Here is a 24,580-nt window from a genome sequence, read left to right on the forward strand (position 1 = left end):
ACGACCGATGGAAGACCGAGAGTATGAGTTATGAAGCCGTAGTCCGATGGCGTTTCGCCGACCTCCGCGCTGACCGATGAGACTGCCTACTCGCGGCGAGGCGGCAGATGTGCGTCCGGCGACGGACCCACTGCTGATGGAACGTGTCGCCTCTGATGTCGTGTTACTGACGCTCAACGTGCACGAACGCCGCAATGCGATGACGGCCGAGCTGAGCGAGGCGTGGACTGAGGCTATAGCAACGCTGAGCCAGGATCGCTCGGTTCGCGCGGTGGTCGTCACGGGCGCCGGAACGGCGTTCTGCGCCGGAGGTGACTTCGACTGGCTCGAATCGACCATTCAATCCCATGGTTCGGTAAGCGAGCTTCGGTCGACAATGAGCTGCTTCTATCAGGGCTGGCTCTCCATCCGAGAGTTGGCGATCCCGTCGATAGCAGCCGTCAACGGGCCGGCGATCGGAGCCGGTCTGTGTCTCGCTCTGGCATGTGACTTGCGGATTGCGAGTCCCACAGCGAAGTTCTCGGCACCGTTCACCTCACTCGGTGTGCATCCGGGCATGGCGGCAACCTGGCTGCTGCCGGAAGCCGTTGGGATGCCACGCGCCCGGGACATGTTCTTGACCGGGCGTGAACTATCCGCCGAGGAAGCCGTCGGGTGGGGTCTGGCCTCGGCTGTGGCTGACGACGTCGTCACCCGAGCAGTTGAGGTTGCCAAGTCCATCGCCGCAAATGACGGGCTGTCGGTCGAGCTCACCAAATCGGCGCTCGCTCAACCGCATCGATCGCTTGCTGAGGGATTGAATTGGGAAGGTTTCGCACAACCGATGACGATGATGCAGGGCGTCAACGCACGTCAGAACGGGGCCGCGAGCCGGCCCGGCGAATAAGGGGGGGCCGGCTACGAGCAACCGTGATCCTGCCTTTCGGCCGCGCTGGTTGCCGCCGGCAGACGGGGGAGCACGAAGGTCGGCGTCAGCACGAACTCGCCGAACGCCAGAGCAGACGAAAGGTTGTCAAATATGGTGGAAGCCCAGACAACGACCGGTTGGGTCCGCGGCTTCGTCCGCGACGGGATCGCGACTTTCAGGGGTGTGCCCTACGCTGCTGCGCCGACAGCTGAGCTGCGCTTCTGCCCGCCGCAGCCTGCCGATCCGTGGACGGGGGTGCGCGACGCGACCGCCCAAGCCGCCGCGTGCCCGCAGCCCGCGCTTCCGCGGTTGTTCGACAAGCTCGACCCCGCTGACCCAACGGCCAAATTCGTCGAGAGGTACGACGAGGACTGCCTGACGGTCAATGTCTTTACGCCTGCGGTGGATTCAGCTGCCCGCCCGGTCATGGTCTGGCTGCATGGCGGGTGGTTCTCGGTCGGATCGGGCAATGAGCCGTGCTACGACGGTAGCAACCTGTGCCGGATGGGCGATGTTGTCGTTGTCACGGTCAATCATCGCCTCGGGGCATTGGGCTTTCTTTCGCTGGCCGGTTGCGGTGACGACCGCTTTGAATCGTCAGCCAATCACGGGCTGCTCGATATCGTCGAAGCGCTCAAGTGGGTCCGCGACAACATCGCTCAGTTCGGCGGAGATCCCGCCCGCGTCACGGTATTCGGCGAGTCCGGTGGTGCCGCGAAGATCAGCATGCTGCTCGGTGTCGACCAGGCGCGCGGGCTGTTCCATCGGGCGATCGTGCAGAGTGGGCCGATGCTGCGTGCAGTCGAGATCGAGCGCGCCAACGCCGCAGCAGCGGCGCTTTTCACTGAGCTGGGGATCACCTCCATCCAGGAACTGCGTGAGCTACCGGTAGCTGCGATCATCGACGCCCAAAACACCGTCCTGGGTGGTCCGCTGGGCGGTCTGTATGGCGATGGGCCCCAGATGGCGGCGACGATCGATGGCCGCATCATCGAACAACATCCGTTTGACCCCGCCGCTTCGCCGCCATCCCATGGTGTTGCGCTGTTGATCGGATCGTGTCGCGACGAAGCCAGCATGATGGTTGCCACCGTGCCCGGTATCGATTCGATGGAGCCGGAGCGGCAGGTAAAGCTGTTAACCGACAACGTGTTCGGACATGCGCTTGACGATCTGGTGGAAAGGTATGCGGCGACGAGGCCGGAGGCATCAGTGGCTGAGCGCTTCCTGGCTGCGGTCACCGACCAGATCCGGATCGGCGGAATCACGATGGCCGAACGAGCCGTCGCAGCCGGCGGGCAGGCACACATGTACCGTGTCGATCACGTGCCCTCGGTGTACGGGGGCAAACTCGGTGCGCCGCACACGATCGACGTAGGTTTCGCGTTTGCCAACACCGACGCAGACGCGGGTGTCACCTCACCGAATCGTGGTCTCTACCAGGATCGGGATGTCTCGCGTCTGACCGAAGAGATAAGCGGCGCGTGGATTGCATTCGCCCGCAACGGCCATCCCGGCCACGCCGGGCTGCAGGAGTGGCCCAGCTATCGTCCCGAGCGCCGCTCAACCATGATCTTCGGACCACAGTCGGGAATTGTCGACGACCCTGAGTCCGAGGAACGCGAGATCTGGCGTGGCCGGGACGGGGGAATGTAGCCGTTGTGGTTTGCGTACCGGTACGGATCCAGCGCACATGGCGGACAAATAGTGTCCTGCTGGTGACCCTTGGCGGATGTGGCGTGCGATGAGCGCCAATATCATCGTTCAGCGATCCGACGGTGTGGTCCACGTATCGTTGAACAGGCCCGCGCGCAAGAACGCGATGCTGCCCGAGATGTGGGCGGAGCTCACCGCCATCATCGCCGAAATTGAGAACTGCTCCCGTGACCGCGTTCTGGTGCTTACTGGTGAGGGCGGGTCCTTCTGCACCGGAGCCGATATCGCGGCGCGCCATGAACGGACCACCGATCGTTCTGCGGTGATGACCCCCGAGCGACTGCTTGCCGACATCAAGCAATGCGTGCTGAGCCTGACCGAGATGTCGAAGCCCAGCATCGCCGCCGTCGACGGCATCGCCGCCGGTGGGGGATGCAACCTCGCGCTCGCCTGCGATCTCGTTGTCGCCAGCGGCCGGGCACAGTTCAGCGAGATCTTCGTACGCCGGGGACTCACCGTGGACACGGGTGGCTCCTGGATTCTGCCACGCCTGATCGGATCTGCCCGGGCACGCCGTTTGGTCTTGCTGGGCGAGGTGGTTGACGCCGAACTCGCCTATCAGTTAGGCCTCGTGACGCATCTGGTGCCCTCCGGTGACTTTCACACGGAGGTCGCGACGATCGCGGGCCGGCTCTCCGAGACCCCCGCCATGACACTTGCCGCAGACAAGCGGTTGCTCGCAGAGTCGCCCACGGGGACGTTGGTCGAAGCACTGGACCGCGAGACGGCGAGTCAGCTCGAGATGCTGAGTCAACCGCACGTGGTGGCCGCTCGACACGAGTTCTTGGCCCGTCAGCGTGGCACGGGCGCAGCAGATTCCCCGACGTCGGAATTACCAACAGGTGGAGGAAAGGTCTTGTGAGTCGTATTTCGAAACGCGTTACTACGGTGGTCAAGCTTCGCGGCGACTGTGCTCATCGGCTGCACCCGCATCGAGATGACTCATGAGCGCCCTGGTCGGCTACGGAACCTACCTTCCGTATTGGCGTCTCGACGCTGCCAGCATCCGCGAGGTGCTCGGAAGCAGCGGCGGTAAGGGAACACGTGCCGTCGCGGCGTACGACGAGGACGCAACCACGATGGGCGTCGAAGCCGCCCGAGACGCGCTGGCCCACGCGCCGGAAGGGTTTGTGCCCGAGGCGCTCTACTTCGTAACGACCAGTCCCGCCTATGTCGACAAGACGAATGCGGCCGCCATCCACGCCGCGCTGGGACTGCCTCAACACGTCCCGGCATACGACTTCGGCGGGGCAACCCGATCCATCAGCGGCGTAATGGATTTGGTGCAAGCAAGTAGCCTTCCGGCGCTCGTCGTGGCGTCGGAGTTGCGCACCGGCCTACCCGGGAGTGCTGACGAGGCGACCGGCGGAGACGGAGCCGCGTGCTTCCTGTTCGGCGAGTCCAATGAAGCTCTGGTAGAAGTGCTGGCATCGGCATCGGCGACCGAAGAATTCCTGGATCGTTGGCGCGTACCAGGACAGGATGCGTCGCGGCTGTGGGAAGACCGTTTCGGCGAGTCGGCCTACCAGCCGCTGGGTCGGGCGGCCTTCACCGACGCGCTGAAGAAGGCGGGGCTCAGCGTAGCGGACGTCGACCACCTTGTCGTTACCGGATTGCACACGCGCGCAGTCCGCGCATTCACGAAATGGAGCGGAGTGCGTCCCGAGGCGCGGTCCGACGATTTGGTACCGCGGATCGGTAATACCGGTAGCGCGGCACCGGGAATCAGCTTGGCCCACATCCTCGATACAGCCGAGCCCGGGGCAGTGATCGTGAGCGTGGCGTTGGCCGACGGGGCCGACGTGGTGGTCATGCGTGCCACCGAACAGGCGGTATCGGCGCGTGCACAGCATCGACGTACCGTACGGCAGTTGATCGACGGCGAGCACGGACAGCTCAACTACGGGTCATTCTTGACCTGGCGCGGACGCCTGGATCGGGAGCCGCCACGACGGCCGAACCCACCGTCTCCGGCGGCCGGCCCATCGTTGCGCCGTCGGGATTGGAAGTTCGGGCTGACGGCAAGCCGCTGTGAAAACTGCGACACCCGTCATCTTCCCGCCGCGCGGGTGTGTGTTCAGTGCCGCACCAGCGATCGGATGCTGGCTGAGCGGGTCGCCGAGGAGCGAGCGACCGTGGCCACCTACACCGTCGACCGGCTGGCATTTTCACCGTCACCGCCTTTGATCGCGGCGATGATCGACTTCGACGGCGGCGGGCGGGCCGGCGTTGAGATCACCGACGCCGGACCTGACGACATCGCGATCGGCACGCGCCTCGAGATGACGTTCCGCCGGCTGTATACCGCTGAAAACGGTGTGCACAACTACTTTTGGAAAGCACGTCCGATTCGAGAGGCAGGTGAATAGATGGGTTCCCCAGGAATTCGCGACCGGGTGGCGATTGTCGGAATGGGCTGTACTCCATTCGGCGAGCACTGGAACAAGAGCGTAGATGATTTGCTGATCGACTCGATCAACGAGGCATGTTCCTCGAGCGGGATCGACCTCGGGGACATCGATGCCTACTGGCTGGGGACGATGCTGTCGGGGTTCGGGGGAACGACCCTGTCGGTACCGCTCAAGCTGGCCTACAAGCCCGTGACCCGGGTGGAGAATTTTTGTGCCACCGGCTCCGAAGCATTCCGCAATGCCTGCTACGCCGTGGCTTCGGGCGCATACGACTTGGTGATGGCCACGGGTGTCGAGAAACTCAAGGACTCAGGATATTCGGGTTTGGCGTACGCAAACCGCCCCGACGACGGTACTGAAGAAGCGATCTCGGCTCCCGCGGTGTTTTCCTACCTCGAGCCGGCCTACGCCGAGAAATACTCGGTTCCCCGTGACGTGATGAAGGACGTCATGACCCATATCGCGTGGAAGAACCATCAGAACGGTGCGAAAAACCCGCGCGCGCAGTTCCAAACCAGTGTGACCAAGGAGACCATAAGTGCCGCACCGCTCATCGCGGGCTCCCTGGGCATCTTCGACTGCTCCGGTGTCTCCGACGGAGGAGCTGCGGCAATCTTGTGCCGCGCTGAGGACGCACACCGATACACCGATCGCCCCTTGTATGTCAAAGGGGTCGCCCTCGCGGCCGGCTCAGGCGAAGGGGTGTTGTCGCCGTCGTATGACTACACGACGTTCGATGAGGTCACCCGTGCGGCCGCGGATGCCTACCAGCAGGCGGGTATTCGGGACCCACGTGCGGAACTGGCGATGGCCGAAGTGCACGACTGCTTCACGCCGACCGAACTGGTGCTGATGGAAGACCTCGGATTCGCGCCGCGCGGGCAGGGATGGAAAGAGGTACTCGCGGGCACGTTCGACCTCGATGGACCGTTGCCGGTCAATCCGGACGGCGGACTGAAATCCTTCGGGCACCCGATCGGCGCGTCCGGCCTGCGAATGCTCTTCGAGTGCTGGCTGCAACTGCGCGGCGAAGCGGGGGCTCGGCAGATAGAGACCGACAGGACCCGCGCGCTGACGCACAACCTCGGTGGGCGGCCCGGACGCTGCGTGAGTTTCGTCGGCGTGGTCGGCAGCGAACTCGATGAATGACAGCGCTTTCCCCAGTTAATGCGCTGATCCCACAACATAGGAGGGCACGGATGGCAGTCGAGGCACTTACGAGAGGCCCGTGGTGAAGGCCGCGTTCTTCGCCGAGCAGGGCGGTCCGATGTTGGTCGAGGAGGTAGCCGTTTCCCCGCCCGGGCCGCATGACGTCGTGGTGCAGCTGCGGGCGGCCGGTGTCTGCCACACCGACGCGTTCGTGGCCTCCGGAGGGGTTCCGTGCCCACCTGCGATCCTTGGACACGAAGGCTGCGGGATTGTCGACTGGGTGGGCCCGGAGGTAACCGACTTCCGGGTGGGTGACCGTGTTGTTGGCCTGACGATTCCGCGGTGTGGAACGTGCGCAAACTGTCGCCGCGGGGACTCATTCCTGTGCGATGCCGCGGCGTTGTACGGTCCGCCGCGCGCCAGCCGCGTCGACGGCACGCTGTTGGTCGCCACGAATGGTTTGGGCACCTTCGCCGAAGCCATGACCGTTCACCGCGCGAGCGTCATCGGCGTCGAGTGCGACCTTCCCGACGATCAGCTCGCGCTGATCGGTTGCGCCTTCATGACCGGATGCGGGGCGGTATTCAACACCGCCGAGGTGCGGGCGGGCTCAACTGTGATCGTCGTGGGTTGCGGCGGCGTGGGCCAGGCGGTGATTCAGGCAAGCCGCGTCGCCAATGCCGCGCGGATCGTCGCCGTAGATCCGATCGCCGCCAAGCGGGCATTGGCGCTCCGATCGGGCGCCACCGATGCCTACGACCCCGACGGCGCCTCATTGTCAGAGATCGCGGATGCTGCCGGGTTGGACGGTGCAGACTATGTTTTCGACACCATCGGCTCACCCCAGACGCTCCACAACTCGTATCTCGCGCTGCGGCGCGGAGGCACCGTCGTGGTGATCGGGGTTGGAGCCATCCGAACCGAGATCCGGATACCGGGCACGTTGGTCGTGGACGCCAAGCGAGTGATCGGATGTGTCTTCGGTAGCGCCGACGTCGACCGCAACTTTCCCTACATCATCGATCTCGCGGAGCGCGGCCACCTTGACATCTCCTCGGTCGTAACGGAGACCGTCGCGCTCGACGGGGTCGACGCCGCAATGCGTGCACTGGACTCCGGCAAGACCCTACGCACGGTAATCGGGTTCGGGTGATCGCACAAAGCACTGGCATTGCACCGCGAGCGGCGCGCCCTCACAAGCCGAATTCGAGTGCGCGCCTGACAAGTTCGACGCGTGAGCGGATGCCGAGTTTTCGGTAGCCGTTGCTGACATGGGATTCCACAGTGCGTTCACTGATGAACAGCCGTTGGCCGATCTCGCGGGCGGAGGCACCTTGAGCTGCCATCGACAACACTTGGCGTTCCCGCTCGGTCAGCGGCTCGATGTATACCGGTGTCTCCGAGTAGTTCGAGGCGTCCGGGTGGGTGTTCTGCCGGCGCACGATCAGGGTCTTCGACGAATGCCAGAGTTGTTCGCTGACCTCACGAAATCGATCGAGAAGCAGTGCGGCGGGAAAGTCGGCCATCACGATGGTCGACACGGCGGGGTTCGCGATGTGGTCGGCCAACGCGAGCAGGACCTCGCCTGGCATGTCGTGTGCGTCTGTTTGACAACAGCGATCGGGGGTCATCCATCCGACCCCAGCGTCGACCCGAGTCTTGATGCAGCTGTGTTTTTCCATCGTGGTCATCAGTCACCTCGTTACACAAACAGTCCAAAATGTGTATCGAAGATGAAGTTACACTATCGTTCGGCGTTGTGTAAACAAATCGCAGAAAGGACGGTAAGGGTGGGGATTAGGACGTGAACGACATGGAAAATGGCGCCGATGAGCGCGAGTCCCAGGTGCGTCGGCGAATGCTGACCGTGGCCGGAGAGATGTTCGAGCGGCGCGGGCTGCGTCGCACCACGATGGACGATATCGCCGAGGCTGCCGGAGTTGCGCGCAAGACCGTCTACAACTATTTCGAGAGCAAACCCAAGCTTCTCGGTGAGGTCATCGCAGAGGCGAGTGCAAGCGCCGCGTCCGCCGCGCTCGAGTCCTTGGACATGACCGTGCCTGCCGAGGACCTGATCGTCGATGCGGCGATGGCACTCCTACACCAGGCCCGCACCAGCCACTACTTCGAGATGCTGCTGCGACCCGACGCATTGGCGATCACCGCAAAGACCGTCGAACAGTCCGAACGGATCGCACGGGTGGAACGCGGTTACTGGGCGCCGATCCTGGAGCCGTTGCGGGATGCCGGACGACTGCGCGTCACCGATATCGATGAGGTCGTCGAATGGCTGACGTTCATACACGTGGTGTTCCTCACCCGCCCGGCGACGTTTGAGGGTGACCCCGAGGAAACCCGCCGGATGTTGCGCACTTACCTTGTGCCGGCGCTTCTCAACTGATCGCGTGCGTACCCAGGGGAGCTTGGACCACGGGCTGGCGCCGGTGCGGAAAATCGACCTGCACGACCCCAGTACAACTACCGAGGTACGCGAGACCGCTTGTCGTTACCGTTGATCGCATGGTGTTCCTGGACGCCCCATCCGACCGGCGCCGTGTAGTGCTCGACGCCCCGTGGACCGCGATGCCACTCGCCCGGTCCGCAGGTGATGCTTGGTACCACCCGGGCAGGAGGGAGGATTCAGAGCATGGCCAATCTCGAGCCTGATCTTGAGGTTTGGATCGCAAGACTGCCGGAGTACGAGCTCCGTCCCTCCAGCAGCAGGCACGGCGACGACGACTTGGCGGACGCCGCGGCGGATGATTCTCCCGTCCCGAACATCGCCGTATTTGATCATTGGCGCCCCGACAGCTTCGTCCAACTCGACGAGTTCCCCGCGGTCTTGTGCCGTGACATGGCGGCTGTCACGGCGGCGACCAACGGCCAAGTAGAGGCCCGAGTGCTGAAGGCCAATCCGGCCCATCCCTGGCCGCAGCCACCGTGGCGGCGGCGCACCACCGGCGCACGCCTATGCCTGCTTATCGCAGGAACGGTGTGGTTCGACCTGGCTGGCATCGGGGAGGAGTCTTTCAGCGCCAAGGATTCCTGGTGCCTTCCCGGGGGGCTCGACCACGCCCTCCTGGAAGCCTCAACGGAATTCGAACTGCTCGAAATCGAGTTGCCGGTCCCCCCCGGACCTCCGTCGCCGGCGTCGGACGTTCCTGAGATGCTGATGCTGAACGCGACCTACAACTATCGGTCGGTCCCACTTTTCGGCAAGCCAAACGAGCACCCCGACTACCCTCGGGTCGAAATGGCCGACCCCCGCTCGGCCCTCGCGCTCAGACTTGATGACAAAGAGTGCAGCGACTGGGCGGGATGTCCGTGGCATCTGCACGACCAAGGGATTCAGTGCGGTTACCTCACCAGCGGAACAGCGCATCTCGACATCGAAGGCCTGGGCCTCGTTGATGCACAGCCGGGTACATTCTGGCTACAGCAAGCAAATGCGCGACACCTCGTGCGGTCGGCCGCATCCCGATAGGTCATACCGAACGACGACGGGCCGGGATCAGCTGCGCGGTAAGCGGTTTGCCTGCGCTGGCGGGACGCGAACATTGTCGTCCGCAGGATCAGTGGAGTGTGCCGCGGTCGCAATCGACCCCGACCACCCAGGTCGATCCGACGGCGGCCAGTAGTGCGTAAAAGGGTTAGAGCTGCCGCCTTGCGCCGCACCAAAACCCCAGTCGCCTAGTCACTTTCGGCGTCGATTTGCGGCTACACAATCAGGCTCTCCGGTGGTCCGTAGCACCGAATCAGTACTGGTACGGAAGCTCTCGGCTGGTGAGGGCCCGTACCGTGACCATGCGTCACTGACTGGATCCACGCTCATCAGCGCTTTCGCTGTGCGTCCTTGAGCACGGGGTCGGCGGAGGCCGACGAGAAGGGAGTTGCGATCGATGACGAATGTCGCCGAAAGTTTGATCGCTGACGCGATGCGATTCTTGACAGACCCAGTGTTCCGGGAGAATCCCGGACCGTTCTATGAACGGCTACTGGATGGCAATCGGTTGCTGGCGTTGGGTAATGGGATGTGGCTCATAGCCGGACATGCCGAAGTGCGTAGCGTGCTGCGCGATACCCGCTTCAGTCGTGCCGCCCGGGCGGACCAGGAGATGGAGTACCTGAACGCCGATCCGCGACCGGAGGTTCAGCAGATGGCTGCCTGCCAAGCGGCGATGATGCTGTTCACCGATCCGCCGGAGCACACCCGCATCCGCAGGCTTTATCGGGATCCATTCATGCCTCGCGCGGTGGTACGGTGGGCGGCTTACGTCGATGAGCTGGCCGACGAGTTGGCCCAAAGCCTACCTCGTGACCGCGAATTCGATCTCAAGAAGGCCTATGCGCTGCCGATCCCGGAACGGGCAATCTGTCGTATTCTGGGTGTTCCCGCAGAAGACCACAAGAAGTGGGAACACTGGACCGACGCGATTGTCAACATGGATCGGACCGGACACGGTGGCGGCTCCGGCACCACCGAGGCCGGTGATGCCATGCGCTCCTTCGGCGACTACTTCGCGGAGCTCATCCAGCAGCGCCGACGCAATCCTGCCGATGATCTGATCAGCGAGTTGGTCACTACCGATGACCACGGTGATCGACTCAGCGATGAGGAGCTGATCGGCAATCTGATCCTGCTGATCATGGCCGGCCATGAAACCACCGCCAATTCAATCGCCACCACGGTGGTGCAGCTCATGGCTCACCGCGAACAGTGGGACCGGCTGGTCGCCGACGATTCGCTGGTCGGGAACGCGGTGGAAGAGATCTTGCGCGTCGATGGGGCGCAACGGTTCATGGTGCCCCGCGTCGCCGTTGAGGACGTGCAAATCGGAGATCACCATATTTCCGCCGGCGATCAAGTGATCTGCGTGCTGCACGCGGCAAACCGTGATCCGAAGGTGTTCGACAACCCGCACGAACTCGACATCTCGCGCGACAGCTCAGCACATCTGGCCTTCGCCCCGGGAACCCACCTGTGTCTGGGCATGCACCTCGCCCGGATGGAACTGATCGCCGGTCTCAAAGCCCTCATCCGGCATCACCCCGCGCTCCGGCTCGCCGTACCCGTCCACGAGCTGCAACATGCTCCGTCTCCCACCATTCGCGGCTGGCGGACATTGCCCTGCATCTCTCCGAATCCCTGACCGCCACCGGAAACGAAAGCACATACCATGGCCATCGATCTCAACGCCCGTCTCGACGAGCAACACAACACTGGGAAAGTGGTTCGCCGAGAGCGCAACCTCGTTCCTGACCCGGAACCCCGGCCCGTCTTCCTGCCCCTGATCTCCGTCGATGACCACTTGATGGAGCCGCGTGAGACCTTCCTCGGCCGGATGCCGGCCAAGTTCGCGGATCAGACGCCGCGGGTCGTCGAGGACTCGGACGGCATGGAGTGGTGGCAGTTCGAGAACGAACTGGTCATGAACTCTGGTGCCAACGCGATGTCCAGTTGGCCTGCCGCCGAGCGGACGGGTGGGCCCGTGCGCTTCGACGAAGTACGGCCAGGCGTCTATGACGTCCATGCTCGGGTGAAGGACATGGACGTCAACGGCGTTGCGGCATCGTTGTGCTTCCCGTCCATGGTTTTCGGGTTCTGCGGCCAGCGATTCACCAAGTTCTCCGACCAAGAACTGGGCCTTGCCGCGATGCGGGCCTACAACGATTGGATCGCCGAGGGGTGGGTCGGCGAGTACCCAGAGCGATTCATCGCGCAGCAGGTGACTTGGCTGCCCGACCCCCACATCGCCGCCGACGAGATCAGGCGGAACGCAGAACGTGGCTTCAAGGCCGTCAGCTTCAGCGAGAACCCCGAAGCCTTGGGCTTCGACTCGCTGTACTCGGGCAAGTGGGACCCGTTTTTCGCTGCCTGTGCCGAGACCAATACGGTGGTGAATCTGCACGTGGGTTCGTCATCACAGACCATGGTGCCGTCGAAGGACTCTCCGCCGCCTGTCATCGCGGCGCTCTTCGAGATCAACGCATTCGCCGCCGCCACGGATTGGCTGTTCGCGGGGATACCTTCGCGCTTTCCGGAGCTGAAGATCGTCATGTCGGAGAGCGGCATCGCGTGGGTGCCGATGCTGGTTGACAGACTGAGCTTCCTGGAGAGCAGATTCAACAAGGACAACGACGGCGGTATGAACTCGACGTGGTCAGATACGTTGACCCCCAACGAGGTTCTCGCCCGTAGCTTCTGGTACACCTCCTTCTTCGATCCGACCGCATACCGACTCCTCGATGTCATCGGAGAAGACCGGGTGATGATGGAGGTCGACTACCCGCATTCGGATTCCACGTGGCCCGACACCCAGGAATTCATCGAGTATCAAATCGGCGACCTTGATCATGACGTGCAGAAGCGCCTCACCTCCGGCACTGCCGCCGACATTTACCGTCATCCCCTCGTCGATCTGACCGCGCAATGACGCGCGAACCAAACCAGCAAGTCGAACATCAAGTGACATCAGGATAGGTGTACGTGACATCACTCGAAGGCCGCACGGCAATCATCACCGGGTCGGGTCGCGGCCTGGGAAGAGCGCACGCACTGCTGTTTTCGCGTCTGGGCGCGCGGGTCGTAGTCAACGACACGGGCGGTGGACTCGATGGTGACGGCAGCGTTCGCAATGCCGCGCAGGACGTAGTCGACGAGATCCAAGCGGCCGGCGGCGATGCGGTCGCTCATTTCGGAAGCGTGAGCGATTGGGAATCTGCGCGGGACTTGGTCGATCTGGCGGTGAGCACGTTTGGCGGCCTGGACATCCTGGTCAACAACGCGGGGATCCTTCGTGATCGGATGCTGGTAAACATGTCCGAAGCGGAGTGGGACAGCGTGATCGATGTGCACCTCAAGGGCCACTTCAGTCCACTGCATCACGCCGCGGTGTATTGGCGTTCAGAAAGCAAGGCGGGCCGCACGGTCGACGCTTCGGTGGTCAACACCTCGTCCGGGTCGGGTCTGCGCGGCAATCCGGGTCAGATCAACTACGCCTCGGCCAAATCCGGTATCGCGATGATGACTCTTGTCGCCGCGCGCGAATTGTCGCGTTACGGAGTGCGGGTCAATGCGATTGCTCCCGTCGCCCGCACACGCCTGACTGAGAACACACCCGGTTTGGGCGACCGCATCGAACAGCAGGAGGGCTTCGACAAATGGGCCCCCGAGAATGTTTCTCCGCTTGTTGCCTGGCTGGCGTCTCCGGAGTGCCAACTCTCTGGCGAGGTGTTCGGCGTCGTGGGTGGAAGCATCACGCGCCAACAGTGTTGGACGGAGCAGGAAACCTTCGAGAGTGACCACCGCTGGTCCATCGATGAGTTGAAGACCGCACTCGGGCACCTTCCCGCGGGCCCTTCCGAATTCGTCTTCTCCGCATGACCTCACGTGACACGATTCGGCGTGATCGTCTCGACCGGCGCTTCTGCCGGTTTCCGAAACGCTCGGTGAAACGCCAGCACCGCGATTCTTCGCACCGGCTCGTTCTCCCGGTGTTACCAGCGGATAGAACAATAACCATGACGGGCGTTGCCCCGTGAACATAGGGAAATCAACATGCGTGTGACGCGCCCCTCCTGGGCTACCGATGAGGTTGCAGACCTTTACGACATGGCCTGGGAATTCTTGTCGGAAGAAGTCGATCAACGAGCCGAAGAGTGGTCGAGGAATCAGTGCGTGGACCGCGACTTCTGGATGCGGGCAGGCAAACTCGGCCTACTGTGCGTGTCGGTGCCAACCGAGTACGGCGGCGGTGGGGGCGGATTCCTTCATCACGCAGCCATCGCGTCGGCGTACGCGCGCACCGGTGACAAGTCGTGGGGCAACGCGATTCACAGCGGCGTCGTCGCCGACTATCTGGTGGCGTACGGGACCGAAGAGCAGAAGAGACAGTGGTTGCCCCGCATGGCGGCAGGCGAAGTGGTGACCGGGCTCGGGATGTCCGAACCGGGTACCGGTTCGGATCTGAAGAACATCCGGACCACTGCGATTCGCCAGGGTGACCACTACGTGCTCAATGGCGCGAAGACGTTCATCACCAACGGATCATCGGCGGATATGATCGTCGTGGCGGCCAAGACGGATCCAGCGGCCGGGGGCAGAGGGATCTCGCTGCTGATCGTCGACACGCAACTACCCGGCTTTTCTGTCGGTCGGGTGTTGGACAAGATCGGTCAGCACGGCTCGGATACCGCCGAGTTGTTCTTCGAAGATGTAGCTGTTCCCGCCGACCACCTGCTCGGCGTCGAAGGGCGTGGCTTCCCGCAGATGATGGCGCAACTTCCCCAAGAACGCCTGATCATTGGCATCAATGCGGTCGGAGCCACTGAACTGGCGGTTGATCTCACGGTGCGCTACGCCAAAGAGCGACAAGCGTTCGGTGGACCGCTGATCGAAATGCAGAACACCAGGTTCGAACTCGCCGAGTGCGCCACCCTGGCGCGAGTGGCGCGGGAGTTCCTCGACAACTGCATCGTGGGCCATTCCACGCGCGGTGTGGACACGGCCACGGCGGCCATGTGCAAATGGTGGCTGACCCAGGTGCAGTGCGAGGTCATCGACCGTTGCCTGCAACTGTTCGGTGGCTACGGCTATATGCGTGAGTACCCGATTGCCCGACTGTACTGCGACGCGCGCGCCCAAAAGATATACGGCGGGGCCAACGAGATACAGAAAGAGCTCATCGCTCGCTCGTTGTGAGGGACACAGGATTGGTTCACCCGAGAGGATCAGAATGTCAAACTACACGCAGTTGGAACCGCATGTGCTGGTCGAAAGCCATGATTCGGTGCGGGTTCTCACGCTCAATGCCCCGGACCGCTACAACTCGGTCGACGACGACATGCATCAAGCCCTGATCACCGCGTGGCGGCTCTTGGAAGCTGATGAGGACGCCGGCGCCGCGGTGATCACCGGGGCCGGTTCGGCATTCAGCGCCGGCGGTGACATGACGCACCTCCGGAAGGTCCACGACGACCCCGTGCTGCGACGGCGAACGATCCGCAGCGCAGAGCGGTTGATACGTGCGGCGATATCGTGTGAGCTGCCCGTTGTCGCGGCCGTGAACGGTCCCGCAGTGGGGGTCGGCGCGACCCTGGCGCTATTGTCTGACCTCGTCGTCATCGCCGACGACACGTACATTTCCGACCCGCACGTATCGGTCGGAGTGGTCGCCGGCGACGGAGGGGCTTCGCTGTGGCCCTCCTACATGAGCATGATGCGGGCCAAGGAGCATCTGCTGCTGGGAACTCGTGTATCGGCCGAGGAGTGTCTGCTGCTGGGGCTAGCCAACCGCGTGGTGCCACCTTCCGAGGTGTACACCGTCGCCCTGGAATTGGGTGCACGGCTGGCGAGCCAACCGCGTCAAGCCATCCGCGACACCAAACGTGCCCTCAATCTTCACCTACGCCAAGCTGTCGACCGCACCATCGATTTCGCGCTGGCGGCCGAGGGGGAGTCGATGGCTGGCGATGACGTGATGGCCACGGTCGAACGCTTCACCGCCCGCGCGCGATAGCGGCCCACACTCATACTGGTCCGGTGGTGCTCCACTGGGGTTCCCCAGAACAAGTGGACGCGGTTAGCTTGCTTCCAGGGTGACTTTCAGCGTGCGCTCGTAGGTAATGGGTGAGCGCATTCCGATCGCTGAATGTCTACGTTGATGATTGTAGAATCGCATCCAATTGTCAACTGCTGCAATCAATTCAGCCTTTATGGCGAAAGTGTGCCGGTAGTAATGCTCGTGTTTGAACGTCGACCACAGCGCCTCCGCGCCGGCGTTGTCCCAGCAGATGCCGGTGGCACCCATAGAGCGCCGCAGCCCGTGGGCGCTGGCTGCGGCAGCCATGTCGTGGGAGGTGTACTGGGTGCCGCGGTCCGATTGCAGTATGACGCCCTTGACGTGGCCGCCGCGGGTGAACACCGCCCGATCCACCGCGGTGGTCACCAACTCGGTGCGCATGTGGTCATCGACCGCCCAGCCCAGCACCCGTCGCGAATGCTCATCGCGGATCGCACACAGGTACATGTCGCCTTCCCCACAGCTCAGGTAGGTGATGTCGGAGGACCACACCGCATCGATACAGCCCTGGTCAAAACGACGGCCGATCAGATCCGGTGGGAACGACGCACAAGGATCGACGACTGTGGTCGTCTTGAAGGTGCGTGGGCTAATGCCCTCGATGCCCAGATCGGCCATGATCGCCGCGACGGTGTTAGCCGACACCCGTTCTCCGGCATCGTGCAGATCGGCGGTGATCCGCGGTGAGCCGTACGTGCCGCCGGAGTCCTTGTGGTGGGCCAGAATCTTGACTTCCAGATCACGGCGGCGTTGGACCCGTGGCGTCGGCTCACTAGCCGACAGCCGGTCCCGATGCTTGTAGTAGCCCGAGGTGGACACCCCCAGCAGCTGGGCCATGCGGGTCACGTCGGAGGAGGCGCACTCTGCGGCCATGAGCTCGAACCGGCTCACCTTAGATGCTTGCCCGCAAAGTACGCCGACGCTTTTTCCAGGAACGCGATGTCCTTGGATTGCTCGGCCACCTTCGCCCGCAGCCGTACCAACTCGCCCCGTTCATCCGGCGAAAGTGGCTGGCTACCACCCCCAGGATCGGGTACCTCACCCCGGTCGGCGGCCGCCATCCGCCGACGCTCCTGGCTCACCCACTTATGCAGCAGGTTCTCATGCAAATTCAGCTCGAGGGCAACCTCGGTGACCGGCCGGTTCCCATCGATCACCCGATGCGCAGCCTCCACCCGATACTCCGGGGTAAACGAACGCCGACGACCAGACATACGAACATCCTTCCAAGGGGACCACCGTCCCGCTATCTCAGATGTCCACTACTTCTGGGGAACCTCACACTGGGTCGAGTGCCCAAGCATCACAGCTCAAGACTCTCGGCGGTGACGTCGTTCAACCGCCACGGTGAATCGCGCCGGCGACGCCGCTAGCTGATCCAGTGTTCGCAGTGGAGTAGAGGCAACCCGTGCTCGGGCACCGGGCGCTACAACTCGGGTACTGCGCTCTGTTCCACGCGTGCCGCGAATTCGATCATCTCCTCCGCATCGCGGAATGCGAAGGTTCGCGCAAGCATGTCGATGTCATCCATGGTCAGTTCCACCGGCATGAGGGTCCTCCATTCATACGGAACGGATCTCGGCCGCGCCCCAGGACGCGGCGACGTAGTCTTTGTCGGCATCGAGGGTCGGCGCTGCCGAGCCGTCGGAAGCGGGTCGCCAATCATCGTCAGCGAAACGCACGGGGTCGGCGATGAACGGCAATGACGTCTGAGCTGACTCGCCCACAAGGCCCCGCGCAGCTAGGTGGGGATGCTCGATGACCTGCTTCTCGGTTAGTAGCGCGCAGCCGGCGACACCCCACTCGGTGAATCGCCGTGTCCATTCCGCACCGGGAGCGCTGGCAATGATTCGGGCGATCTCCTCGCGCAGTTCGTGGTCACCGGGCCGTTCAGCTTCGTCTATGTAATCGCGCTGCTCCCAGCTGTCGGCAAGGTCTTGACGCCCCAATGCATTCCAGAAGTTTCGCCACAGTCGCTGCTCGGTAGCCATGATCTGCACGAACGCGCCGTCCTCCGCTCGATAGATGCTCTGCATCGGCGAGTGGGCCCCGGTCAGTCCCGGGATGGGCTGTCCGGCAAGCATGGGATAAAGGTTGAGCCGATGCGCCTCAACGGCGGCGTCCCAACAGGACACGTCCAGCCAGGCGCCCTGGCCGCTAACCCGAGCGCGAAACAGCGCTGCCAGCGTCGCTACTGCCCCATTTATCGCGCCCAGTTCAACTCCGTACGATACGTCGCTGGTCAGCCGATAGTCGCCGTCCTGACCTCCGACCGCCAAGCCCGCCGACAGGAAGTCGACGTTCAAGCCATGCGCGGGAAGGTGGGCAAGTGGCCCGCTTTGGCCGAATCCGGAGACCGAGCAAACCACCAATTCGGGCCGCCGTCTTCGAGCCTCTTGAAGATCGACGCCCAAGGCGGCAAGTGCGCCGACCCGGTACCCCTCCACGACGACGTCGGCGACCTCGAGCAGGGCGTCCAGTCGTGCGCGATCCCCGCCGTCGCGTAGGTCCAAGGCGACGCTGCGCTTGCCCCTGTTGACTGCTTCGAACATGACCGAGCGCCCGTCGATGATGGGAGGAAACCCTCGCATCGGATCACCGTGTGGCGGTTCCACTTTGATGACCTCTGCGCCGAGATCTCCGAGCTTTCGGGCCAGCAGTGGCCCGGGCAGAAGCTGCGCGAGCTCGAGCACCTTGATGCCCGTAAGTGGGGGATTGGTTGCTGTGTTATTCATGGGCCCCGCTATTCGTGGTGCCGGCATGCTGTAAGCCCAAGATGCGCGCCGCATTGCCACCGAGTACCGCTGCTTTGTCTGCATCGGTAAGTGGTGAGGCGAGAATGTCCGCTGCCAGATCGGTCACCGCGGGGATTCCGCTGGCACTGGAATGAAGGTCACTGCCGTACATCACGCGATCAGCACCACACCGAGAAATAAGATTCATGACAACGCTGAACCCGTGCGCCAGAGCGGTATCGAACACCAGCTGCGGTCGTCGCTCGGCGACGTGCGGTGCGAACAGCGATTGCTCGAAGGTTGAAAACGCGTCGAGCACGATCATCGGCAGGTCCGGGAAGTCGGCCGCGAGTACGTCGACTTTCCACAAGGCTTCCGCCGATGACTCGCCGATCGAATGCAAGAACGGAACAAGTCCCAGCTCACCCATGCGTTCCAGGTATCGGCGCACCCATCGGCTGTCGAGGGATACACCCTGCAATCTGGTGTGGAAGCTGATGCCGTGTAGTCCGAGCTCGTTCTTGCATCGGTCGAGCTCTTGCAACCCGCGGGGTCCGTTGAGCGGTTCGACGATGCCGACGGCGGCCGGGAACAGGTCCGGTCGGCGCGTACGACACATCGCGATACCGTCGTTGATCTTGCGGTTATCGGCGATGCCGTCTGGACGTAAGTAGTCGTGGCTGGCGATGATCACCGCTTGAGCGACACCTCGCGCGGCGAGAGTAGCGGCGCGAGCGGCCAACTCATCATCCAAATCGACGGAGTCACCGCGACTCGACGAAGTCGTCGCTCCAAGGTGATTGTGGACATCGATTATGTGGGGACGGTCCTGCATACCAGCACGGTGCCATGCCCCGCGGGCCACAACCTCCGTACAGGTCCGGATTGATCAAGGAGCGGATCGTGGTACTCATGGGCCCATCAACTTTGCGTTGCCGTACAAGAAATGAGGATGAAATGGCGATGTTCCCGCTCGGCACTACCTACGACGTCGATCCGCTGCCGCTCGTCGAGGACGACACGACCTTCTTTCCCGCTGGTGTGGTCACCATCGGAGTCGAGTTTCGACGGGTCGATGCCGAAACCCTCAAAGCGGGGTTCGGCGAAGAGCTCGTGAGCAAGGAGAATCCGACGATCGAAGACTCCGGTGTGTCACTGCATGTTGTTGGTACACAAGACAATCGAGAGTACCTGCGTTTCGACTGCTTCGTCGAGGACGCGCACTATCACTACATCAACTGGGGCGTGGGCCAGACCGTCGTGCCGTTCGACCGAGCGGCTGGCGGTGACATGCTCACGTGGGCACTGGACGCGATCGCGCATCGGCTTGATGCCATGCTGAGTTTCGCCGGGGCCGATGACCTTGCCGGCTCCGTCGATATGGAGATCGTCCGCACGGCAGTGGCCGAGGTGGCTCCGGTGGCACGTGAAGCGCAGCGTTTGCTAGGGGCTGCCATCCCGTGACTGGCATCACAGCACTCCGTACCTGTACGGAGGTGCGGGTTGGCCGTTGAGGCGATCCTAGCCCGATGACGGGTGACAAGCCAGAAGGGTGCGTTGGGATGGAATCAAATTCGCTGATGCCGGCCGGTGGCAACCGGGATGAGCCAGATGTGATGCCCAGTCATCAATCTGGTGAGTCATGGGGGCAATGGCTTCGCGTGGGAGCAGTTGCGGTCGGATTGGGCGTCGCCCTGACGACCGGCCAGGCTGTTGCCGCTGCGGCGCCTTCGGACGCCGGCTCTGAATCGTCGGGTAGTTCGGCGTCTGGGGATACCTCGTCCGAATCGTCGGTGAAGAGAACGACTTCCGAGAAGGCCGGCAAGCAGAGCAGCAGGACGAAACGCAACAAGAGTGACTCTGATGCCGAGTCGTCGCCGCCGCGTCGGGTGCGTGGGGTGGTGTCGAGGGTTGATGCTGCTTCTGGTGGTGAGTCTGATGCTGAGTCGTCGCCGCCGCGCCGGGTGCGTGGGGTGGTGTCGAGGGTTGATGCTGCTTCTGGTGGTGAGTCTGATGCTGAGTCGTCGTTGCAGCGTCGGGTGCGTGGGGTGGTGTCGAGGGTTGATGCTGCTTCTGGTGGTGAGTCTGATGCTGAGTCGTCGTTGCAGCGTCGGGTGCGTGGGGTGGTGTCGAGGGTTGATGCTGCTTCTGGTGGTGAGTCTGATGCTGAGTCGTCGTTGCAGCGTCGGGTGCGTGGGGTGGTGTCGAGGGTTGATGCTGCTTCTGGTGGTGAGTCTGATGCTGAGTCGTCGTTGCAGCGTCGGGTGCGTGGGGTGGTGTCGAGGATTGCCGCTGCTACCGATGATGACACCGACGTTGCCGCTGCTGCTGATGATGACACCGACGTTGCCGCTGTTCCGGCTGGTGAGGTCAGTCCGCTGTCGTCGGTCTCACGGGAACGATCGGCTCTGCGCGGGTTAGCGAAGCTCGGGGCGACGCCGCACGAACTGTCCGCGACATCGGTGCCATCCACAAAAGACAAGCCTGCACCGGCGACGCCCATCGAATCGCTGGTCGCCATGGTGGGGTTCGCGGTGCGCGATATCGAAGGCGATCCGGCCATCAAAGGCCTCGCGGCTGCGCCGGTAGCCGGTGCTGGCCTCTACCCGCCGATAAACTCGCTGTTCGGCTTTGGCGCACGTTGCGGCTTGATCTGTAACGGGGCCGACGGCACCGAAGCCAACCCGAACGGCGTCGGGGGCGGCTGGTTGATCGGGAATGGTGGCGCCGGTTGGGTGAGCACCGTAGCCGGTGTTGCCGGCGGCAACGGTGGCCACGGTGGTCTGCTGTTGGGCAACGGCGGCGCCGGTGGTGCCGGCGGTGCTGGGGCCATGGGTGGCACGGGCGGTAACGCGGGCCTGCTGTTGGGCAACGGCGGGTCCGGTGGTTCCGGCGGTGCCGGCGTGAAGGGCACTGCCGGAACTACCGGAGCCGCCGCGGTCGGCGCCGGACTGGACGGCGGCGCGGGCGGTGTCGGCGGTACGGGCGGCAACGGCGGCGCGGGCGGTGCCGGCGGTACGGGCGCACTGATATTCGGCCATGGTGGTGTCGGAGGTAACGGCGGTGCGGCTGGCGCCGGAGGTGTCGGCGGCTTCGGCGGCACGGGCGGTGCAACCGTCATCACCTTGCCCGACGGTCAACTCATCGACAGCGAGGGCGCCGGCGGTGCCGGCGGTGTCGGTGGCGCTCCCGGCCTGGTCGGCGCCGGCGGCATCGGCGGTGCCAGTGGTCTGTTCGGACAAACCGGCGCCAACGGCGTCAGTGGCGCTACTGGGGTGGCGGGGATCGGCGGCGGTGTCGGCGGCGCCGGTGGTCTGGGCGGTCGACTGCCGTTGATCGATCTGAATAATGCCACTCCTGCGCAGGCAGAATTGGCCGCACGGATGAAAGAAATCGTTATTCCGCTACGGGACGCGACCGGCATCCAGATGTTGGACGCGGACGGCAGGCTCGTCGGACCGCTCAATGCCTACCTCTACAACACCGTCATCGGCGAGGCTCTTATGGAGGTCGCGAATGCGTCGGCAACGGTATCTCTTTCTCCCAGAGTCAAAGAGGTTGTGGTTCTTTCGGTCGGCGGTCTGTGGGGCTCCGATTTCGAGCTCTATGCGCATGAGATGGTGGCCCGCATGGTCGGGATTCCTGACGATGCGATTGATTCGTTAGCGAGCGGTCAACCACCTGTCGGCCTCACAGGCAACGAGTTGCTAGCCGCCCAGTTCGCGCAGGAGCTCATCTCGAACCGGCAAGTGAGCGATGAGCTCTACCAGGCCGCTGAGGCAGCGTTCGGTACGGAAGGTGTGGTCGAGATTGTTTATCTGACCGGCACTTACCTCAGCGCTTCGGCACTGTTCAACGCGTTCGAGTTGGAAGGTCCAACGACGTACGGACCGGGCGTAGCCCCCGCGCCGACGCCGCCGTTCTTCGACGGTGACAGAACTCTGGGCGGGCGCCTCGCGTTGATCGACCTCAGTACCGCGACCCCCGCGCAGCTAGCACTAGCCGGTCGCATCAAGGAATATGCGACTCCGGCGCAGGAGGCCACGGGTGTCCAGATGGTGGACGACGAGGGACGGCTCATCGGCCAGTTCAATGTCTACCTTTACAACCCGGCGATCGGAGCAGCGCTCTTCGAGGCGGAAAATATCTTCGAAACGTCAACGCTTTCGGACAGCGTCAAAGAGGTCGCGGTGCTGTCGGTGGCCGGCGTGTGGGGCACTGAGTACACGCTTTATGCGCATGGGAAGAGCGCAGCACTTGCCGGGCTTTCTGACGAGTCGATCCAGTCGTTGGCGAGTGGGCAAGCACCGGTAGGCCTCACCGGCGACGAACTGATCGCCGCCCAGTTCGTGCAAGAACTTGTCACGACGTATCACGTCAATGACGAGCTCTACCACGCCGCTGAGGCAGCGTTTGGGCAGGAAGGACTCGTCGACCTGGTCAACCTGGCGAGCACCTACCTTGGCACCTCGGCAATGCTGAATGCATTCAAGGTGCCGGCTCCATCATCGGGCACGGACATCGCGCTCTAGGGGAGTTGGAGTGCCCAGGCACGAGTTGTGAAGCGCGTGTCGCGCGGCCGGTAGCCGAGGATCGAGTGGCTGCGTTGGCCGAGGCGGAGGATCCGAGTTCAAAGTTGGTGTTAGCCAGCTGAACTCGGATCGTTCCGTTTCTGGGGTCGATCGGTTCGATCCGGATCGGGGTACCGGCGGCGCCTGCCCTTGCTCGTCGCCGAACTTCTCAAAACCATGAATCGGGTTGCAGCCTTTCCGTACGAGTACGGAGGTATGCGGTGGGCACCGGCGCCTAAGTTGGCTGACAACAGACGAATTAGCTAGAAGGGTGCGTGTCAGGTGAGGACAGATTGGTTGGTGTCGGTCGATGACCACATCGTAGAAGCGCCGGATGTGTGGACCAAGCGGCTCCCTGCGAAATATCAGGACACCGGGCCCAGAGTGCTTCGGATGCCGGACGGACAGGACGTCTGGGCCTACGAGGATGCCCGATGGGGTGTGGCCGGCGTGTCGGCAGTCATCGGCCGAGAGAAGGACGACTGGAGCCTGGCTCCGGTCAACTACGATTCGGTACATCCGTCGTGTTACGACCCGGCCGCCCGGATCGAAGCGATGAACATCGCAAATATTTTGACGATGACCAACTTCCCGACTTTCCCCCGCTTCTGCGGGCAGGCATTCGCAGAGGCTAAAGACAAAGAGCTCGCACTGTTGTGCGTGCAGGCGTGGAACGACCACATTCTGGAGGATTGGTGCGGGCAGTTCCCCGGTCGATTCCTGCCATTGGCGTTGATCCCGATGTGGGACGCGCACCTCGCAGCAGCAGAGGCGCGCCGGGCGATCGAGAAGGGTGCTCGCGGCATCATCTTCTCCGAAAACGCCGCGACCCTTGGCTTGCCGTCGATCCATAACAAAGACGGGTATTGGGAGCCTCTGTTCGAGGTAGCGAACGAAACCGGTTTACCGATCTGCATGCATATCGGATCGTCATCGAAGATACCCACTACCGCCGATGACGCCCCGTCTATCATTCAGGTCGGCGGTGGGCCGGTCATCAATGCGATTCAGTGCCTGTGGGATTGGATGTTCAGCGGCCTGTTCTTCCAGTATCCGAACCTCAAAATTGTGCTATCCGAGGGGCAAGTCGGCTGGATCCCATACATGCTGGAATGGATGGACCATGCCCTGGATCGCCAACGGTGGGCGCGCGACGGTGACTTCACCGCTGACTACGCTTCGGGCAAGTACACCAAGCGGGCGGCCAAGCGCAAGATCGTCGACCCTGACGTGACGCCGTCGGAACTGTTCCGTAAGCATGTCTTCGGCTGCATCATGGATGACCCCGTGGGTATCGAGAACATCCATCGGATCGGCGTCGACAACGTCATGATGGAAACCGATTTCCCGCATTCGGACGGCTCCTGGCCGGACTCACTTCAGCTTGCCCATAGCCAACTCGCCCCACTCGGCGAGGAAGGCATGTACAAGGTGATGGTGGGAAATGCTGCGCGCGTGTTCCAGTTCACGCCCGCTGAGCCGCCCGTCCTTTCGGCCACCAGCTGACGCC

22 protein-coding genes are annotated in these 24,580 nt (G+C 63.1%); 16 read left to right on the forward strand and 6 right to left on the reverse strand.

Translation table 11 applies throughout. The features are described from left to right. The first annotated feature begins 136 nt into the window (after positions 1-136). From RCP80_RS08290 to RCP80_RS08315, 6 genes are all read left to right on the forward strand, one after another. On the forward strand, positions 137-886 hold the full coding sequence (locus RCP80_RS08290; RefSeq protein ID WP_308481876.1) for an enoyl-CoA hydratase/isomerase family protein: 750 nt from the start codon (positions 137-139) through the stop codon (positions 884-886). A 132-nt stretch (positions 887-1,018) separates the two neighbouring features. Then, positions 1,019-2,563, forward strand: coding sequence for a carboxylesterase/lipase family protein (locus tag RCP80_RS08295; RefSeq protein WP_308481877.1), 1,545 nt, complete (start codon positions 1,019-1,021; stop codon positions 2,561-2,563). 88 nt (positions 2,564-2,651) lie between these two features. Then, entirely contained in the window at positions 2,652-3,485 is an 834-nt protein-coding gene (locus tag RCP80_RS08300; RefSeq protein ID WP_308481878.1) for an enoyl-CoA hydratase/isomerase family protein, read from the forward strand. Positions 3,486-3,567: 82 nt separating this feature from the next. Further along, positions 3,568-4,992 carry an OB-fold domain-containing protein gene (locus RCP80_RS08305; RefSeq protein ID WP_308481879.1) on the forward strand — a complete coding sequence of 475 codons (1,425 nt, stop codon included), beginning with the start codon at positions 3,568-3,570 and terminating at the stop codon, positions 4,990-4,992. Then, a complete protein-coding gene (locus RCP80_RS08310; RefSeq protein WP_308481880.1) occupies positions 4,993-6,183 on the forward strand; it encodes an acetyl-CoA acetyltransferase in 1,191 nt (396 codons plus the stop codon). It abuts the gene before it with no gap. Between the two features lie 118 nt (positions 6,184-6,301). Beyond that, positions 6,302-7,336 carry a zinc-binding dehydrogenase gene (locus tag RCP80_RS08315; RefSeq protein ID WP_308482750.1) on the forward strand — a complete coding sequence of 345 codons (1,035 nt, stop codon included), beginning with the start codon at positions 6,302-6,304 and terminating at the stop codon, positions 7,334-7,336. Between the two features lie 40 nt (positions 7,337-7,376). Here RCP80_RS08315 and RCP80_RS08320 read toward each other — a convergent pair whose 3' ends face one another. Next, complete coding sequence (locus tag RCP80_RS08320) at positions 7,377-7,775, reverse strand: helix-turn-helix transcriptional regulator (RefSeq protein ID WP_308481881.1); 399 nt, start codon at positions 7,773-7,775, stop codon at positions 7,377-7,379. 221 nt (positions 7,776-7,996) lie between these two features. On the opposite strand from RCP80_RS08320, the gene RCP80_RS08325 reads away from it, so the two are divergent. From RCP80_RS08325 to RCP80_RS08355, 7 genes are all read left to right on the forward strand, one after another. Beyond that, on the forward strand, positions 7,997-8,584 hold the full coding sequence (locus RCP80_RS08325; RefSeq protein WP_308482751.1) for a TetR/AcrR family transcriptional regulator: 588 nt from the start codon (positions 7,997-7,999) through the stop codon (positions 8,582-8,584). A gap of 246 nt (positions 8,585-8,830) precedes the next feature. Continuing rightward, positions 8,831-9,667 (forward strand): cupin domain-containing protein, encoded by an 837-nt coding sequence (locus RCP80_RS08330; protein WP_308481882.1) that lies wholly within the window; start codon positions 8,831-8,833, stop codon positions 9,665-9,667. A gap of 415 nt (positions 9,668-10,082) precedes the next feature. Beyond that, the gene (locus RCP80_RS08335) at positions 10,083-11,333 is read left to right on the forward strand and encodes a cytochrome P450 (RefSeq protein ID WP_308481883.1); all 1,251 of its coding nucleotides are present in this window, start codon (positions 10,083-10,085) and stop codon (positions 11,331-11,333) included. Between the two features lie 27 nt (positions 11,334-11,360). Continuing rightward, a complete protein-coding gene (locus tag RCP80_RS08340) occupies positions 11,361-12,617 on the forward strand; it encodes an amidohydrolase family protein (protein ID WP_308481884.1) in 1,257 nt (418 codons plus the stop codon). A gap of 53 nt (positions 12,618-12,670) precedes the next feature. Next, positions 12,671-13,567 (forward strand): SDR family oxidoreductase, encoded by an 897-nt coding sequence (locus RCP80_RS08345; RefSeq protein ID WP_308481885.1) that lies wholly within the window; start codon positions 12,671-12,673, stop codon positions 13,565-13,567. Between the two features lie 174 nt (positions 13,568-13,741). Continuing rightward, positions 13,742-14,884 (forward strand): acyl-CoA dehydrogenase family protein, encoded by a 1,143-nt coding sequence (locus RCP80_RS08350; protein ID WP_308481886.1) that lies wholly within the window; start codon positions 13,742-13,744, stop codon positions 14,882-14,884. 34 nt (positions 14,885-14,918) lie between these two features. Then, positions 14,919-15,701 (forward strand): enoyl-CoA hydratase/isomerase family protein, encoded by a 783-nt coding sequence (locus RCP80_RS08355; protein WP_308481887.1) that lies wholly within the window; start codon positions 14,919-14,921, stop codon positions 15,699-15,701. A 63-nt stretch (positions 15,702-15,764) separates the two neighbouring features. Here the strand turns inward: RCP80_RS08355 and RCP80_RS08360 are convergent, their stop codons facing one another. The 5 genes from RCP80_RS08360 to RCP80_RS08380 form a co-directional block, all read right to left on the reverse strand. Further along, on the reverse strand, positions 15,765-16,655 hold the full coding sequence (locus RCP80_RS08360; RefSeq protein WP_308481888.1) for an IS3 family transposase: 891 nt from the start codon (positions 16,653-16,655) through the stop codon (positions 15,765-15,767). Next, on the reverse strand, positions 16,652-16,978 hold the full coding sequence (locus RCP80_RS08365) for a transposase (protein WP_308481889.1): 327 nt from the start codon (positions 16,976-16,978) through the stop codon (positions 16,652-16,654). Before RCP80_RS08365 ends, RCP80_RS08360 begins: the two co-directional genes overlap by 4 nt. Before the next feature lie 212 nt (positions 16,979-17,190). Further along, on the reverse strand, positions 17,191-17,313 hold the full coding sequence (locus RCP80_RS08370; RefSeq protein ID WP_308481890.1) for a hypothetical protein: 123 nt from the start codon (positions 17,311-17,313) through the stop codon (positions 17,191-17,193). A 13-nt stretch (positions 17,314-17,326) separates the two neighbouring features. Continuing rightward, a complete protein-coding gene (locus RCP80_RS08375) occupies positions 17,327-18,499 on the reverse strand; it encodes a CaiB/BaiF CoA transferase family protein (protein ID WP_308481891.1) in 1,173 nt (390 codons plus the stop codon). Beyond that, entirely contained in the window at positions 18,492-19,334 is an 843-nt protein-coding gene (locus RCP80_RS08380; RefSeq protein WP_308481892.1) for an amidohydrolase family protein, read from the reverse strand. Before RCP80_RS08380 ends, RCP80_RS08375 begins: the two co-directional genes overlap by 8 nt. Before the next feature lie 122 nt (positions 19,335-19,456). On the opposite strand from RCP80_RS08380, the gene RCP80_RS08385 reads away from it, so the two are divergent. The 3 genes from RCP80_RS08385 (at position 19,457) to RCP80_RS08395 (ending at position 24,576) form a co-directional block, all read left to right on the forward strand. Further along, entirely contained in the window at positions 19,457-19,963 is a 507-nt protein-coding gene (locus tag RCP80_RS08385; RefSeq protein ID WP_308481893.1) for a DUF7700 domain-containing protein, read from the forward strand. A gap of 98 nt (positions 19,964-20,061) precedes the next feature. Next, on the forward strand, positions 20,062-23,031 hold the full coding sequence (locus RCP80_RS08390; RefSeq protein ID WP_308481894.1) for a carboxymuconolactone decarboxylase family protein: 2,970 nt from the start codon (positions 20,062-20,064) through the stop codon (positions 23,029-23,031). A 339-nt stretch (positions 23,032-23,370) separates the two neighbouring features. Continuing rightward, on the forward strand, positions 23,371-24,576 hold the full coding sequence (locus tag RCP80_RS08395; RefSeq protein ID WP_308481895.1) for an amidohydrolase family protein: 1,206 nt from the start codon (positions 23,371-23,373) through the stop codon (positions 24,574-24,576). Positions 24,577-24,580: the final 4 nt, after the last annotated feature.

It is taken from the genome of Mycolicibacterium sp. MU0053 (assembly GCF_963378095.1).
In the GTDB taxonomy this organism is placed as follows: Bacteria; Actinomycetota; Actinomycetes; order Mycobacteriales; family Mycobacteriaceae; genus Mycobacterium; species Mycobacterium burgundiense.